Annotated in this window: 12 protein-coding genes; 3 read left to right on the top strand and 9 right to left on the bottom strand. The window is 73.2% G+C overall.

What is annotated here, in order from left to right; translation table 11 throughout:
- Window positions 1–67 precede the first annotated feature (67 nt).
- From ACZ5VC_RS17870 to ACZ5VC_RS17840, 7 genes are all read right to left on the bottom strand, one after another.
- Window positions 68–931 (bottom strand): dihydrodipicolinate synthase family protein, encoded by an 864-nt coding sequence (locus ACZ5VC_RS17870; protein WP_469121316.1) that lies wholly within the window; start codon window positions 929–931, stop codon window positions 68–70.
- A 279-nt stretch (window positions 932–1,210) separates the two neighbouring features.
- Complete coding sequence (locus ACZ5VC_RS17865) at window positions 1,211–2,713, bottom strand: FAD/NAD(P)-dependent oxidoreductase (protein ID WP_469120975.1); 1,503 nt, start codon at window positions 2,711–2,713, stop codon at window positions 1,211–1,213.
- Window positions 2,694–3,008 (bottom strand): (2Fe-2S)-binding protein, encoded by a 315-nt coding sequence (locus ACZ5VC_RS17860; protein WP_469120974.1) that lies wholly within the window; start codon window positions 3,006–3,008, stop codon window positions 2,694–2,696. The genes ACZ5VC_RS17865 and ACZ5VC_RS17860 overlap by 20 nt, the downstream gene beginning before the upstream one ends.
- Window positions 3,005–4,201 (bottom strand): NAD(P)/FAD-dependent oxidoreductase, encoded by a 1,197-nt coding sequence (locus ACZ5VC_RS17855; protein WP_469120973.1) that lies wholly within the window; start codon window positions 4,199–4,201, stop codon window positions 3,005–3,007. The genes ACZ5VC_RS17860 and ACZ5VC_RS17855 overlap by 4 nt, the downstream gene beginning before the upstream one ends.
- A 124-nt stretch (window positions 4,202–4,325) precedes the next feature.
- The gene (locus tag ACZ5VC_RS17850; protein ID WP_469120972.1) at window positions 4,326–6,677 is read right to left on the bottom strand and encodes a collagenase; all 2,352 of its coding nucleotides are present in this window, start codon (window positions 6,675–6,677) and stop codon (window positions 4,326–4,328) included.
- A 532-nt stretch (window positions 6,678–7,209) separates the two neighbouring features.
- On the bottom strand, window positions 7,210–7,608 hold the full coding sequence (locus ACZ5VC_RS17845; protein WP_469120971.1) for a RidA family protein: 399 nt from the start codon (window positions 7,606–7,608) through the stop codon (window positions 7,210–7,212).
- Complete coding sequence (locus tag ACZ5VC_RS17840; RefSeq protein ID WP_469120970.1) at window positions 7,605–8,726, bottom strand: acyl-CoA dehydrogenase family protein; 1,122 nt, start codon at window positions 8,724–8,726, stop codon at window positions 7,605–7,607. The genes ACZ5VC_RS17845 and ACZ5VC_RS17840 overlap by 4 nt, the downstream gene beginning before the upstream one ends.
- Window positions 8,727–8,825: 99 nt before the next feature.
- Between ACZ5VC_RS17840 and ACZ5VC_RS17835 the strand changes: the two genes are divergently transcribed.
- Window positions 8,826–10,439, top strand: a complete 1,614-nt coding sequence (locus ACZ5VC_RS17835) for an AMP-binding protein (protein WP_469120969.1) — start codon at window positions 8,826–8,828, stop codon at window positions 10,437–10,439.
- 20 nt (window positions 10,440–10,459) lie between these two features.
- Window positions 10,460–11,290, top strand: coding sequence for a PaaX family transcriptional regulator (locus tag ACZ5VC_RS17830; RefSeq protein ID WP_469120968.1), 831 nt, complete (start codon window positions 10,460–10,462; stop codon window positions 11,288–11,290).
- 14 nt (window positions 11,291–11,304) lie between these two features.
- Here the strand turns inward: ACZ5VC_RS17830 and ACZ5VC_RS17825 are convergent, their stop codons facing one another.
- Together ACZ5VC_RS17825 and ACZ5VC_RS17820 are read right to left on the bottom strand one after the other, a co-directional pair.
- Window positions 11,305–13,611, bottom strand: coding sequence for a bifunctional salicylyl-CoA 5-hydroxylase/oxidoreductase (locus ACZ5VC_RS17825; protein ID WP_469120967.1), 2,307 nt, complete (start codon window positions 13,609–13,611; stop codon window positions 11,305–11,307).
- On the bottom strand, window positions 13,596–14,423 hold the full coding sequence (locus ACZ5VC_RS17820) for an enoyl-CoA hydratase family protein (protein WP_469120966.1): 828 nt from the start codon (window positions 14,421–14,423) through the stop codon (window positions 13,596–13,598). Before ACZ5VC_RS17820 ends, ACZ5VC_RS17825 begins: the two co-directional genes overlap by 16 nt.
- A gap of 286 nt (window positions 14,424–14,709) precedes the next feature.
- Between ACZ5VC_RS17820 and ACZ5VC_RS17815 the strand changes: the two genes are divergently transcribed.
- Window positions 14,710–15,174: an ATP-binding protein gene (locus ACZ5VC_RS17815; protein WP_469120965.1), complete on the top strand. Its 465-nt coding sequence runs from the start codon at window positions 14,710–14,712 to the stop codon at window positions 15,172–15,174.
- Window positions 15,175–15,187: the final 13 nt, after the last annotated feature.

Below are 15,187 nucleotides of genomic sequence, written 5' to 3'. Positions count from 1 at the left end.
TGCTGTTCCTGCTCGTGCGACTGGGCCTCCGCGGCCCGAACCGGCCTCTGTGGGTCTTTGACGGCCTCTACTTGTGGCCTTCGGCGAGCGCCTTCTCGGTGGCGGCGCGGACGGCGTCCGCCTGCTCGTCGGTGAGAGGGGTCCGCGGGGGGCGTACGGGGCCGCCGGGGCGCCCCGCCATGTCCATCGAGAGCTTGATGGCCTGGACGAACTCGGGCCGCGAGTCCCACCGCAGCAGCGCGTGCAGCGACCGGTAGAGCGGCAGGGCCTCGTCCAGGTCCTGTGTGACGGCGGCGCGGTAGAGGGCGACGCAGGCGGCCGGCAGGGCGTTGGGGTACCCGGCGATCCAGCCTACGGCGCCCGCGAGGGCCAGTTCTAGCAGGACGTCGTCGGCACCGATCAGGAGGTCCAGCTCGGGGGCGAGTTCGGCGATCTCGTAGGGGCGTCGGACATCGCCGCTGAACTCCTTCACGGCGACGATGCTGCCGTCCGCGTGCAGCGCGGCCAGCAGCCGCGGGGTGAGGTCGACCCTGGTGTCGAAGGGGTTGTTGTACGCGACGACGGGCAGCTCGGCCTTCGCCACCTCGGCGTAGTGGGCGCGGATCGAGCGCTCGTCGGCACGATAGGCGTTGGGGGGCAGGAGGAGGACCGATCCCGCGCCGGCCTCGGCCGCCTGGTCGGCCCAGCGGCGGGACTCGTCACTGCCGTAGGCGGCGACACCCGCCATCACCCTGCTCCCGTCACCGGCCGCTTCGACGGCGACCCTGACGACGCGGGCGCGCTCGTCGTCGGTGAGGGTCTGGTACTCGCCGAGGGAGCCGTTGGGGACGACACCGTCGCAGCCCTGGCCGATGAGCCGGGCGACGTGCTCGGCGTAGGCGTCGTAGTCGATCCGCAGCGCGTCGTCGAAGGGCAGGGCGGTGGCGACCATGACGCCGTGCCAGGGCCGTGTCCGGTGATCGGTCAACGTACAACTCCTCGAATGATGGGTGGCGCGGTGCCGCGGTGCCGTGTGCGGGCGACCCGGGGTGGTCCGGCTCTGGGCGCTCGGTCGGCTGAGTGCGTGCGGTCGGCTGGGTGCGTCGGTCCGGGTTCGGTCAGCTGGGGGCGTCGGTCCGGGTTCGGTCGGCTGGCGGCGTCGGTCCGGCCGGGCAGTTCGGGCAGTTTGTCGCGTCGGCCCCGGCCCGGGCCGCTCGGCCCGCTCGGTGCGTCAGTCCGGCCCGGGCCGTTCGGCCGGCGCCGGGTCTTCGGGTGGTGCGGCGCGTGCGGGCAGTTCGGCGAGCTGCCATAGCGGTACGGGGCAGGAGAGCGGGCGCCGGTCCGCGGCCGGCTCCTCCCCCGCGAGGCGCGCCACGGCCTGGCCGCACATCCGGCCCTGGCACCAGCCCATCCCGGCGCGGGTGAGCAGTTTGACACTGCGCGCGTCCCGGGCCCCGAGGTCGTCGACGGCTTCCCGGATCCTGGCCGCCGTCACCTCCTCGCACCGGCAGACCTCGGTGGTGGCGTCGAGCCAGTCGGTCCAGCCGGGTCCCGGGCGGTGGGCGGCTGCCATCGCGTCGGCGAAGGCCCGCAGCCGCGCCCGGCGCCGGGCGAGGGCCGCGGTGCCGCGTGGGCCCGGCCCGCCCAGGAGGGTGCGGGCGATCGACCGCGCCGCCAGTTCTCCTTCGGCGAAGGCCAGTTGGGCTCCGCCGATGCCGCCCGTCTCCCCCGCCGCCCAGATGCCGGGGACGGAGGTGCGCTGGTCGGAGTCGAGCGCCAGGGCGGCGGTCCCGTCGGGGGTGCGCCGGGTGGCGCAGCCGAGGCCGGTGGCCAGTTCCAGCTGCGGGACGAGCCCATGGCCGACGGCGACGGCGTCGCAGGGGATCCGTCGGCCGCTGTCCGGGACGGGGCGCCAGTCGCGGTCGAGACGGGAGACCGTGACGGCGGTGACCCGGTCGGTGCCGTGGGCGGCGGTGACGGCGTGCCGCGTGAGCAGCCGTACGGAGTGCCTGAGCAGCCCCGCGCCGTGGACCGCGCCCTCGGCGACCTTGGCGGGGTTGCGGAGTACCGCGGGGAGTGCGCCGGTGTACGCGGTGTAGTCGGCGGCCTCCACGACGGCGGGGACGCGGGCTCCGGCGGCGGCGAGGGACCCGGCGACGGCGAGCAGCAGCGGGCCGCTGCCCGCGACGACGATCCTCTTGCCGGGCAGGACGAGGCCGCCCTTCAGCATCGCCTGGGCGCCGCCCGCGCCGACCACTCCGGGCAGGGTCCAGCCGGGGAAGGGCAGTTGGCGCTCGTACGCGCCGGTGGCCAGGAGGACGGCCCCGGCATGGGCCGTGGCGGAACGTTCGTCGGGGCCGGCGACCGCGTGCAGCCGCCATCGGTCCTCTTCCTCGCGGGTCACGGTCCACACGTGGTGGGCGGCGAGGTGTCTGACGCGTCCGGCGCGAAGGTGCTCGTCGAGGCGGCGGACGCGGGTGGCGAAGGGCCGCCACTGGTGGTGCGGGGCCTGGGGGCGTGCGGCCGCGAGTTCGGGGGCGGGGTGCCGGTAGTACTGTCCGCCGGGCCGCTCTCCGGCGTCGATGAGCAGCACGGTGAGCCCGAGATCGGCGGCGGTGACGGCGGCCGCGAGTCCGGCGGGGCCAGCTCCGACGATCGCGAGGTCGGCGGTGTGCGGACCGGCGGGGGCGAGGCCGGTCGGCATGGCCGGGCGGTCAGACGGCGCTGTCGGCATGGCCGGTGCCCTCCTGGGTGGTGACGGTGTCGCCGGGGCGCGCGGGGACCAGGCACGCGCGTTGGTTCGGCCGGCCGTTGACGGTGGCGAGGCAGTCGTAGCAGGCGCCCATTCCGCAGAAGGCGCCCCTGGGCGCGCCGTTGCCCCGGGTAGTGCGCCAGGAGAGGATGCCGGCCGCCCAGAGTGCGGCGGCGATGGACTGGCCGGGGAGCACGCTGATGTCACGGCCGTCGAAGGTGAGGGTGTACGCCGCGTCGGGGCCCGCCCCGACGGCGGAGGACGGTGGTCTGGTCATCGGTCGGCTCCTGGGTCGGCTCCTGGCTGATCGGGGGCCGGGAAACGCTCGGGGCGGAACGGCCGCAGGTCGAGGGCGGGCGGTTCGCCGCGCAGTCCCGCCGTGACGAGCAGTCCGGTGGCCGGGGCGAGCCCGATGCCCGCGCCCTCGTGCCCGCAGGCGTGGTGGAGGCCCGGGACGCGCGGGTCGGGCCCGATGGCCGGGAGGTGGTCGGGGAGGTAGGGCCTGAACCCGAGATAGGTCCGGATCGCGTGGACGTCCGTGAGAACCGGGAAGAGGGCGGTGGCCTGGGACGCGAGTCTGCGCAGGGCCTCGGTGGAGAGGGTCCGGTCGAAACCGACCCGCTCGCGGGTGGCACCGATGAGGACCGGCCCGGAGGGGGTGCCCTCGACGACGGCCGAGGACTGGAGGGCCGCCGAGCCGCTGGCGACGTCGGAGATGTAGTCGGCGGCGTAGACCTTGTGCCGTACGAGGCGTGGCAGCGGTTCGGTGACGAGGACGAAGCCGCGTCGGGGCCGTACGGGAAGAGAGGCTCCGGCGAGGGCGGCGAGCTGTCCGCCCCAGGTGCCGGCCGCGTTGACGACGGCCGGTGCGAGAAGGTCGCCGCTCGTGGTGCGGACGCCGCGGACGGCGCCGCGCGTGTCGGTGAGGACCTCGGTGACCTCGTCGCCGAGCCGGACCTCGGCACCGAGCCGCCGCGCCGCCCTCAGGAGCTGGGCGGCCGCCTGGGCGGGCTGTGTCTGGGCGTCCTGCGGGTAGTGGAAGCCTCCGGCGAGGCCGGGCGCTAGATGGGGCTCCAGCTCACGCAGGGCGTCGGCGGGTACCTCCCGCGACTCGACGCCCGCGCCGCGCTGCCCCTCGGCGAAGGTCCGCAGTGCGGTGAGGGCGGTCTCGTCGGGCGCCACGACGAGACCGCCCTTGGGCTCGTACTCGGTCTCCGGTGGGAGGACCTGGGCGAGTTCGCGCCACAGTCGGGTCGACAGCAGCGCGAGGTCGAGCTCGGGGCCCGCCTCCTTGTCGGAGACGAGCAGATTGCCTTCCCCCGCGCCGGTGGTGCCGCCCGCCACGGGGCCGCGGTCGACCACGGTGACGGCGAGGCCGGAGCGGCAGGCGTAGTACGCGCAGGCGGCGCCGACGACTCCGGCGCCGATGATCACGGCGTCAGGGGGACGGTGGTTGTGTCTCTTGGGCACGGCAGTAATATTTCACATTCTACTGTTGCGGGGCAAGAGACCGGGGCGGACGAATCCGCCCCGGTCACACGGGCAGGTGTGCGGGCACGGCGCGGGGGAAGCCGGGCCGGCAGTGCCCCGGGCGTCAGCTGCGCAGCGGGCCTTCGCAGGTGTACGCCGACGTTCCGGCCAGGCGGCTGCTCCAGATCTCGACCTCGCCGAAGGAACAGTTCATGTCCGCCAGGTTGGTGGACGCCGAGCCGGTCCGGTCGAGGAGGTAGTAGTCGACCGTCTCGGACATGTCCTTGAAGACCAGGTCCGGGCTGCCGGCGTTCGACAGGTTCGCGGTGATCCGGCCGGTGCAGATGAACCGCCGCTGTGCGCTGTCACCGTTTTCCGTGCACTCGGGCGTGTTGTACGAGGCCGCGGCGAACGAGGAGCGCACGGCGGCCGCGGTGGAGTCCCGCAGCTGGTCGTTGGGAACATGGCCGGTGTTCGGCACGAACAGGTCGTCCACCTTGGCGATCTGCGCGTCGAGGAAGGTGTCGTACCCGCGCTGGAGCGCGGCGTCCCCGCCCAGCCGGTCGCGCCAGGCGTCGAACGCCGCCGGCTTGTCGGCCCGCAGATGTCCGTACATCTCGCGGAGCAGGGCGGGCCGCTCGGTCCACAGGTACTCGAAGAACGTGCCCGCGTAGCTGTAGAACCGGAAGCCGTCGCCCTCGTAGGTGGAGTGCAGCAGCTGGTTCACGGTCATGCGCGGGCCACCGCGCGCCGTGTCGGCCATGACGCTCTTCACCAGGGACTTGCGGACCGCTATGCCGTTGTCCCGGGTGGCGCCGTCGAAGAACTCGGCGGTCCCCTCGTCCATGGCGGTGGTGCGGTCGTCCTGATACCAGGGGCCCTCGCCGAAGTAGCCCGGCACGGCGAAGCGTCCGTTGAGGTAGTGCACGTACTCGTGGCGGAACAGCTCCTCCAGCGTCAGCGAGGAGTCCTCCGGCACCCGGCGCTGGTAGGTGTAGAACGTGGCGCCGCGCTCGATGTAGATGCCGCCGTTGTTGGTGTCCATGCCCGTGAGGATCGGGTGGTAGTTCTCGTAGTCGGCGCGGGACGCGTACAGCACGATGGTGAGGCTGGTGTTCGTGTCCCCGGCGAGCGGAGTCTCGGTGCCCACGACCCGGTGGAACTGCGCCTTGACCTGCTTGCTCGCGTAGTAGAGCTGGTCGACGGTGGCGCGGTCCAGGGCGGTGCGGACCTTGATGGCGCCCTTGTCGTAGCTGTACGTGTACGGGAAGATCTGCCGCTCGATGTCTTCCTTGCACACGTGGTACTGCTTGCAGGCCTCGTAGAAGTTCAGCCAGGAGACCAGCCTGGTCCAGGGGGCGCTGCCCTGCCCGAAGTCGCGTTCGACCGGGCCGAGGAGCGCGCCGAGGTCGGCGACGATCGTGGACCGCAGCGCGTCGACCTGGCCGAAACGGCCGTACTCGGCGAGAGCGTCCCGCACCACCCACGCGTTCGGCGTGCCCTTGAGGTGGTCGTAGCCGGCGAACTCCTTGAACGCCTCGCGGTACCGGAAGTCCTGGGTGACCGCCGTGTGGAAGGCCGTGTCGTGGTTCCCCGGGTAGATGCCCAGGTAGTTGACGGAGAGCGCGGCGAGGGCGGCGCCGCCCCACGCCGGGTCGACGCTCTGGGCGGCGTGGTACTGGTCCATGGTGGCCAGCACCTTCTTGATCAGGCCGAGCTGGTGCTGCCGCAGACCGGGGGCGCTGCCGATGTAGAGGGCCTCGCGCAGGGTTTCCGCGTTGGTGCGGGTGACGGTGAAGGTACGGGCCGCCGCGCCGAAGTCGGCGATGGCGCGGCGCAGGACCTCGACGGTCGGCGCGTCGGTGATGTCGATCTCGGTGCGCGAGAAGTCGTGGTAGGCGACGGCGTGGAGATAAGTGAACATCTCCAGCAGATGCGTGCCGTTGCGTCCGTCGTGGGCGGCGGCACGCGCGGATATCCGGCGGCCGACGGCCTGGACGTGCGCGTCGGACATGACCGGTGCGAGCCTGGCGTCCCAGGTCCAGATGAGGTCGCGGAGACAGCCGTCGGCGGTGACGGCGGGGTCGGCGAGGAAGTCGGCGAACTGCTCGGGTCCCAGACGGGTGATGCCGTCGAGGGTGCAGGGAACGCCGGCGGCACGCAGCGGTGCCCGGCCCGTTCCGGCGGCCGCGGGCGTCCTGGGGCCGGGGATGCGGCCCTGGGCCAGGGCTCCGGGCGCGGGGGCGGGACGGGCGGTGGGGCGGGGCGCCCGTGCGAGGCGGTCGACCTCGTCGAAGGGGTTCGCCCGGGGCGCCGGGGCCTTGGGGGAAGGGGCGGTGGGGGCGGCCGCGGCCGTCCGTGAGGCCGGGGGCTCCGGCGCCGCCTGGGCCTGGGCGCTCTGGACGACCGGACCGAGCAGCGTCGTGGCGACGATGCCGGCCAGCAGTGATCTGCGCATGGTTCTGGGCTGGAACACCAGCGACTCCTGTGTGGGAGGTGGGGAGCGGTGCAGGTCAGCGGTACTGGTCTCGCGCCACGAGATGGCTCTTCCACGGCCGAACTCCCCGAGGGGCTCGGGGAGTTGAGGCACGGTGGCGCTGCGACCCGAACAGTAAAATAGTAATGTGAAATTGCACTGACAAGCCCCACGCATCCCCCTCTTCGTCATCCGCCTCAGGGAGCCTCCACGGCCGACCGAACCGCAGACCTCCCCCTCGGCGCCCATGACCTGCCTGTTTACCTGCAGTTGGCCCGCTTCAAGGGCGAGCGCCCGACCTGGCCGAGGCCGAGCGGCTCTCGCGACGCCGAACTGGCCGCCGTCCTTCCGGAGTTGTGGCTGATCAAGGACGGGCCGAGCCGCCCGTCGGCCCTCGGCACGCCGCAGAGGCGTACGGATCGAGGACGAAACCGGTGATCACGCAAAAACGAGGGCGCCCGGCTGATGCCGGGAGCCCTGTCGCGCGCGGTGGACGGGTCGAGGAGAGGATGGGCGGCCTGCTCGACGCGAGCTAGGGCAGGACGGCGAAGCCGTCGAGCTCGACCTTCGCCTGCTCGTCCCAGAGGCGGGTCGCGCCGATCACCGCCATCGCCGGGTAGTCGCGGCCCGCCAGGCGGTGCCATACGCGGCCCAGTTCGGAGGCGTGGGCCCGGTACTCGGCGACATCGGTGGCGTACACGGTCACCCGTGCCAGGTCACCGGGCACACCGCCCGCCGCCCTCAACGCCGTGAGCAGATTGGCGAGTGCCGTCGCGAACTGCTCCGGCAGGGTCTCCCCCACCACCTTGCCGTCGGTGTCCAGGGCCGTCTGTCCGGCGAGGAAGACGACCCTGGTGCCGGTGGCGACAACGGCGTGGGAGAACCCGGTCGGCGGGGAGAGGTCCGCCGGGTTGTGACGCTGCAGTGTCATCCGTACAGCTCCTTCGCGATGATGGTGCGCTGGACCTCGGTCGCGCCCTCGTAGATGCGGGGCGCGCGGACCTCGCGGTAGAGGTGCTCCAGCAGATGGCCGCGTTGCAGGGCGCGGGCGCCGTGCAGCTGGACGGCGGCGTCCACGACGTACTGCGCGGTCTCGGTGGCGAGCAGTTTCGCCATGGCGGAGCGCTTGGGCACGTCCGGCGCGCCCGCGTCGTACGCCGCCGCGGCCGCGTACACGAGGAGCCGCGCCGCCTCGGTCCTGGTCGCCATGTCGGCGACCCGGTGGGCGACGGCCTGGAGGTCCTTCAGCACGCCGCCGAACGCGCTCCGCCCGGCGGTGTGGCCGAGCGTCGCGTCGAGAGCCGCCTGTGCCATGCCGACCGCGAAGGCGCCGACGCTGGGGCGGAAGAGGTTGAGGGTGTTCATGGCGACCCGGAAACCCCGGTCCACCTCGCCCAGTACGTCCTCGGGGCCGACGGGCACCTCGTCGAAGTGCAGGGCGCCGATGGCGTGGGGGCTGAGCATGTCGATCGGGGTGCCGGTGAGGCCGGGGCGGTCGGCGGGGACCAGGAACGCGGTGACACCGCGGGCACCGGCGCCCTGGGCCGTGCGGGCGAAGACGGTGTAGAAGTCGGCTTCGGGGGCGTTCGAGATCCAGCGCTTCTCCCCGGTGAGCAGCCAGCCGTCGGCGCCGGGCCGGGTGTCCGGTACGGCACTGAGGGCGAGGGCGGCGGCGTCGGATCCGGCGTCCGGCTCGCTCAGCGCGAAGGCGGCGACGGCCCGGCCCGCGGTCACCTCCGGGAGCCAGCGTTCGCGCTGCGCGGTCGTGCCGGCGGAGGCGACGGGGTGGGCGCCGAGACCTTGGAGCGCCAGGGCGGTCTCGGCCTCCGTGCACGTGTGGGCGAGCGATTCCCGCATCAGGCAGAGGTCGAGCGCTCCCGCCGCGAACACCCTTGTGAGCAGGCCCAGTTCGCCGAGCGCGGCGATGAGCGGGCGGTTGACCCGACCCGGTTCCCCTTTGTCCGCGAGCGGGGCGAGCCGCTCGGCGGCGAGTGTCCTTAGCTCCGCACACCATGCGGTTTGCACCGGATCGAGCGAGAATACGGGCATTCGTGCCCCCTCTTCGTGCGCATCTATCGCGGACCGTTGACTGTCGTCACCTTCACGATACGCTCGTCGGGCGAGCCCACCACGACAAGGGGGCGAACCATGGAGCTGTCACCCTCGGCGCACCACGACACCTTTTCGCGCGAGCATCTGCCGCCCGCGGAGCAGTGGCCGGAGCTGCTCTTCGATCTGCCCGGGCTGCGCTATCCGGCGCGGCTCAACTGCGGGGCCGAACTGCTGGACCGCACGGTCGAACGGTTCGGGGCGGACCGCCCCGTCTTCCGTGACGCCAAGGGCGGCGTCTGGACTTACGGGGAGCTGCGCGACCGGGTGGACCGGATCGCCCACACCCTCACCTCCGATCTCGGGGTGGCGCCCGGGAACCGGGTCCTGCTGCGCGGCCCCACCTCCGCCTGGCTGGCGGCCTGCTGGCTCGCGGTCATGAAGGCGGGCGCGGTGGCGGTGACCGTCCTCGCCCAGCAACGGTCCCGGGAACTGGCCGTCATGTGTGAGATGGCGCAGGTCACCCACGCCCTGTGCGACATCCGCTCGGTGGACGACCTGGTCAAGGCCGAGGTGCCGGGGCTGCGCGTCACCACGTACGGCGGGGACACGCCGGACGACCTGCTGTGGCTCGCGGCCGGAAAGCCGGCGTCGTACGAGGCCGTGGACACGTCCGGGGACGACGTGGCCCTGATCGCCTTCACCTCCGGGACCACCGGACGGCCCAAAGGGTGCATGCATTTCCACCGCGATGTGCTGGCCGTCGCCGACACCTTTTCGGAGCACGTGCTGCGGCCGGAGCCGGACGACGTGTTCGCCGGGAGCCCTCCACTGGGATTCACCTTCGGCCTCGGCGGCCTCGTGATCTTCCCGATGCGGGCGGGAGCCAGTTCGCTGCTGCTCGAACAGGCGGGACCCAGGCAGCTGCTGCCGGCCATCGCCGAGCACAGGGTGTCGGTGCTGTTCACCGCGCCGACCGCCTACCGGGTCATGCTCGACGAGCTCGACGGCCACGACACCGCCTCGCTCCGGCGGTGCGTGTCGGCGGGCGAGAACCTGCCGGCGGCGACTTGGCAGGCCTGGAAGGAGCGGACCGGGCTGCGCCTGATCAACGGCATCGGCGCGACCGAGCTGCTCCACATCTTCATCTCGGCGGCGGACGAGGAGACCAGGCCCGGGACGACGGGCCGGGCCGTGCCGGGGTGGCAGGCGCGCGTGGTGGACCGGAACGGCCGGCCGGTCGCCGACGGCGAGGAGGGCCTGCTGGCCGTGCGCGGTCCGGTCGGATGCCGCTATCTGTCCGACCCCCGCCAGCGGGAGTACGTGAGCGACGGATGGAACGTCACCGGTGACACCTACGTGCGCGAGCCGGACGGCTACTTCCGCTATGTGGCCCGAGCGGACGACATGATCATCTCGGCCGGGTACAACATCGCCGGCCCCCAGGTCGAGGACGCCCTGCTCGCCCACCCGGACGTGGTCGAGGCGGCGGTGGTGGGCCGGCCGGACGAGCTGCGGGGGCAGATCGTGGTCGCGTACACCGTGCTGCGTGACGGTGTACCTCGCGACGACGCCACGGCCGGGGCCTTGCGCGACTTCGTGAAGTCGCGCCTCGTGCCCTACAAGTGCCCGCGCGAGATCGTCTTCCTGGACGCCCTTCCGCGGACCGCGACCGGCAAGCTCCAGCGCTTCCGGCTGCGCGGCGGGGGGTGAGCGGGATTTAGAGTGATCTGGTGGCCGAGCAGCACACCCCCCGTTCCCTGATCGTCTCCCTGTACGGCGCGTACGGGCGCACGGCGGACAACGCCCCCCTGCCGGTGGCGGAGCTGATCCGGCTCCTCGCCGCCCTCGGCGTGGACGCGCCGTCCGTCCGCTCGTCCGTCTCCCGTCTCAAGCGCCGCGGGCTCCTGGTGCCGGGGCGCACGCAGGACGGGGCGGCGGGCTACTCCCTCTCCCCCGACGCCCAGCAGCTCCTCGACGACGGCGACCGGCGGATCTACGCGAGGACCGAGCCGTCCCTCTCCGACGGATGGGTGCTGGCGGTCTTCTCGGTCCCCGAGGCCGAGCGGCACAAGCGCCATCTCCTGCGCTCCCGCCTCGGCGGACTTGGCTTCGGCGCGGCGGCACCCGGCGTGTGGATCGCCCCGGCCCGACTGTACGAGGAGACCCGCCACACCCTGGAACGGCTGCGTCTGGGCCCGTACGTCGACCTCTTCCGCGGGCAGCACCTCGGCTTCGCGCCCACCGCCGAGTCGGTGGCGCGCTGGTGGGACCTGCCGTCCATCGCCAAGCAGCACGAGGACTTCCTCGCGGCGCACGAGCCGGTGCTGCGGTCGTGGACCGCCCACCCGTCCGGCTCCCCGGAGGACGCCTACCGGGACTACCTGCTCGCCCTCGACTCCTGGCGGCGCCTGCCGTACGCCGACCCCGGCCTCCCGGCGGAGCTGCTGCCCCAGGACTGGCCGGGCGTCCGCTCGGCCGCCGTCTTCGGTGAACTGCACAGCCGTCTGCGGGACGCGGGGGTCCGGTTCGTCCGGGCAGGGGCCGGGGAAGAGGCCCGCTGACGTTCCCGCGCGCCTTACGGGCGGGGCGCCAGGCTGAGCCGCGGTTTCGGGGCGTCGGCGCGGCCGGTCGGGGGTGTGCGGCTGCCCGCGCGGTAGGGGGCCGGCCAGGGCGCGGCGGGGCCTTCGTACGCCTGGTCGGCCGCCGCGTGGAGTGTCCAGTGCGGGTCGTAGAGGTGCGGGCGGGCCAGCGCGCAGAGGTCGGCGCGGCCCGCGAGGAGCAGGGAGTTGACGTCGTCCCAGGACGAGATCGCGCCCACGGCGATGACGGGGATGTTGACGGCGGCGCGGATCCGGTCGGCGTACGGGGTCTGGTAGGTGCGGCCGTACTCGGGCTGTTCGTCCGGGACGACCTGGCCGGTCGAGACGTCGATGGCGTCGGCGCCGTGGCGGGCGAAGGCCCGGGCGATCTCGACGGCGTCCTCCTCGGAGGTGCCGCCCGGTGCCCAGTCGGTCGCCGAGACGCGCACCGTCATGGGCCGCTCGTCGGGCCAGTTCTCGCGTACCGCGTCGAAGACCTCGAGCGGGAACCGGAGCCGGTTGGCCAGGGAACCGCCGTACGCGTCCGTCCGCCGGTTGGTCAGCGGAGAGAGGAAGCCGGACAGCAGATAGCCGTGGGCGCAGTGGAGTTCGAGGAGGTCGAAGCCGCAGTGGGCGGCGCGCCGGGCCGCGGCGGCGAACTGTTCGCGGATCTCCGTGAGGCCGGCCCGGTCGAGCTGGTGGGGGATCTGGTTGACGCCGGGGCGGTACGGGAGCGGGGACGCGGCGGCCAGCGGCCAGTTGCCCTCGTCGAGGGGCTGGTCGATGCCTTCCCACATGAGTTTGGTGGAGCCCTTGCGGCCGGAGTGGCCCAGTTGGACGCCGAGCGCGGTGCCGGGCGTCTGCCGGTGCACGAAGTCGGTGACGCGCTGCCAGGCGGCTGCCTGTTCGTCGGTGTAGAGGCCGGTGCAGCCGGGCGTGATGCGGCCCTGCGGGCTGACGCAGACCATCTCGGTCATGACCAGACCGGCGCCGCCGAGGGCGCGGGCGCCGAGGTGGACGAGGTGGAAGTCGCCGGGGACGCCGTCCTCGGCGCGGTACATGTCCATGGGCGAGACGACGACACGGTTGCGCAGGGTCAGCCCGCGCAGCGTGAACGGGGTGAACATCGGGGGCGTTCCGGGAGGGCAGCCGAATTCGCGTTCCACGGTGTCGGTGAAGTGCGGGTCGCGCAGTCGGAGGTTGTCGTGGGTGACGCGCCGGCTGCGGGTGAGGAGGTTGAACGCGAACTGGCGCGGTGGCTGGTCGAGATGGAGGGCGAGGTCCTCGAACCAGCGCAGGCTGGCGGCGGCCGCGCGCTGGGTCGAGGCGACGACCGGGCGGCGCTCGCTCTCGTAGGCGGCGAGTGCCTCGTCGAGCGTGGGCTGTTCCTCGACGCAGGCGGCCAGGGCGAGGGCGTCCTCGACGGCGAGCTTGGTGCCGGAGCCGATGGAGAAGTGGGCGGTGTGGGCGGCGTCACCGATGAGGACCGTACGGCCGTCGGACCAGCGCTCGTTGACGACCGTGCGGAACGCGGTCCAGGTGGAGTTGTTGCCCCGCAGCGGGCGGCCGCCGAGCGTCTCGGCGAAGATCTTGGCGCAGCGGTCGGCGGACTCCTGCTCGTCCAGGACGTCCAGGCCGGCCGCGCGCCAGACCTCTTCGCGCATCTCGACGATCACGGTCGAGGAGCCGGGCTCGTAGGGGTATCCGTGGAGCTGCATCACGCCGTGTTCCGTCTCGGCGATCTCGAAGCGGAAGGCGTCGAGGGCGAAGTCGGCGGCGAGCCAGATGTAGCGGCAGCGGTGGGTCGTCAGCCGGGGCCGGTAGACCTCGGCGCGGGCTTCCCGGGTGAGGCTGTGGACGCCGTCGGCGGCGATGACGAGGTCGTGCGACGCGGCGAGTTCCGTTGCGGGCGGGGCCTCGGTGCGGAAGCGGAGCCGTACCCCGAGAGAGGCGCAGCGCTGGTGCAGGATCTCCAGGAGCCGGCGGCGGCCGAGGGCGGCGAAGCCGTGTCCGCCGGAGGTGAGGGTGCGGCCGCGGTGGACGATCTCGATGTCGTCCCAGCGGACGAACTCCTCCCGCAGAGCGCGGTAGACCTCCGGGTCGGCGTGCTCGATGCCGCCGAGGGTCTCGTCGGAGAGGACGACTCCGAAGCCGAAGGTGTCGTCGGGGGCGTTGCGTTCCCAGACGGTGACCTCCCGGCCGGGGTCGAGGCGCTTGAGCAGCGCGGCCGCGTACAGCCCGCCGGGTCCGCCGCCGACGACGGCGACGCGCAGAGGCCTGGCCATGGTCAGCGTCCCTGCCATTTCGGGGGGCGCTTCTCGGTGAAGGCGGCATGGAATTCGGCGTAGTCGGCGCCGTTCATCAGCAGCGCCTGGGTGGCGGCGTCCATCTCGACGGCCGCGGACAGCGGCATGTCGAGCTCGGCGGTGAGCAGTGCCTTGGTCTGGGCGTGGGCGAGCGCGGGGCCGTCGGCGAGGTGCCGGGCGAGGGCGGCGGCCCGGGCGTCTGCCTGGCCCTCGTCGGTGAGCTCGCTCAGGAGGCCGATGCGTTCGGCCTCGGGGGCTCGGACGGGTTCGCCGAGCATCAGCAGCCGGGTGGCGTGGCCGAGGCCGACGACCCTGGGCAGCAGGTACGCCGCTCCCATGTCGCCTCCGGAGAGGCCGACCTTGGTGAAGAGGAAGGCGAAGCGGGCGGAGGGATCGGCGATACGGAAGTCGGCGGCCAGTGCGAGGACGGCTCCGGCGCCCGCCGCGACGCCGTGGACGGCGGCGATCACGGGGAAGGGGCACTCGCGCAGGGCGCGCACGACCTGGCCGGTCATCCGGTTGAAGTCGAGGAGCTGTGCGGTGTCCATGGAGAGGGTGGCGCCGATGATCTCGTCGACATCGCCGCCCGAACAGAAGCCGCGCCCTTCGCCGCCGAGGACGAGCGCGCGGACGGCGCGCTCGCGGGAGAGCTCGGCGAGGAGATCGCGCAGGTCGGCGTAGGCGCCGAAGGTGAGCGCGTTGAGCTTCTCCGGGCGGGCGAGGGTGACGGTGGCGACGCCGTCGTCGATCGTCAGCTGGAGATGCCGCCACTCTTCGGTGGGGGACGCGGAGCTGGAAAAGGGGCTCATGCGGGGGGCCTCCCTCAGCGGGGCGGAGTGCTTCGACGCCTCTCGGAGCGTATCACCGCTACGTGACTGTCGTCAGGAGCACGCGATACAGCCCGGTCGGCCGCGGCCGGCGGGCGCGAGGACCCAGGTCCCGCACGGGATGGACCCAAGGTCCCGCCCGAGGGGGGCGCCCGCCTCTCGGGGCGCGCAGAGCACTTCGTAAAGTTGAAAGCAGGACCTTGCTGCTCCGTCCGGCACCCCGCCGGCCCGCAGCCGACCCGAGCCGCCCGCCCGAAACGGACCCGCTGTGACCGAAGCCCCCGGCCCAGGACCCGCCGCCGCCCAGGCGCCGGCGTCATGGCGGATCGCCCTGCCGCACAGCACGGCCGCCGTGCCGATCGCCCGCGCCCTGGTCCGCACGGCACTGGCCGAGGTGGAGCCGCCGGCCGACAGCGACACTGCGGAGCTGCTCACCGCCGAGCTGGTCGCCAACGCGGTGGAGCACACCGTCCGGGGCGGGGAGCCCATCCAGCTGGTGGTGGAGCTGCGGGAGTCCGGCTGCCAGGTCGAGGTCCACGACCCCGACCCGGCGCCGCCCGGCGACCTCAGCGCCCCGGGGCCGGGCAGCGTGCCCGACCCCTGGCAGGAGCACGGGCGGGGTCTGCTGCTGATCCGCACGCTGAGCTCGGCCTGCGGCCACCGCCCCACCGGCGGCGGCAAGGCGGTCTGGTTCACCCTCCCCGCGCAGCGGACCCCGTCGACGGCGAGCTGAGAAGCCGCGCGGC

The organism is Streptomyces sp. NPDC033174, assembly GCF_055577795.1.
The sequence above is the reverse complement of the archived record's forward strand: the minus strand, read 5'-3'. Positions and strand labels throughout refer to the sequence as shown.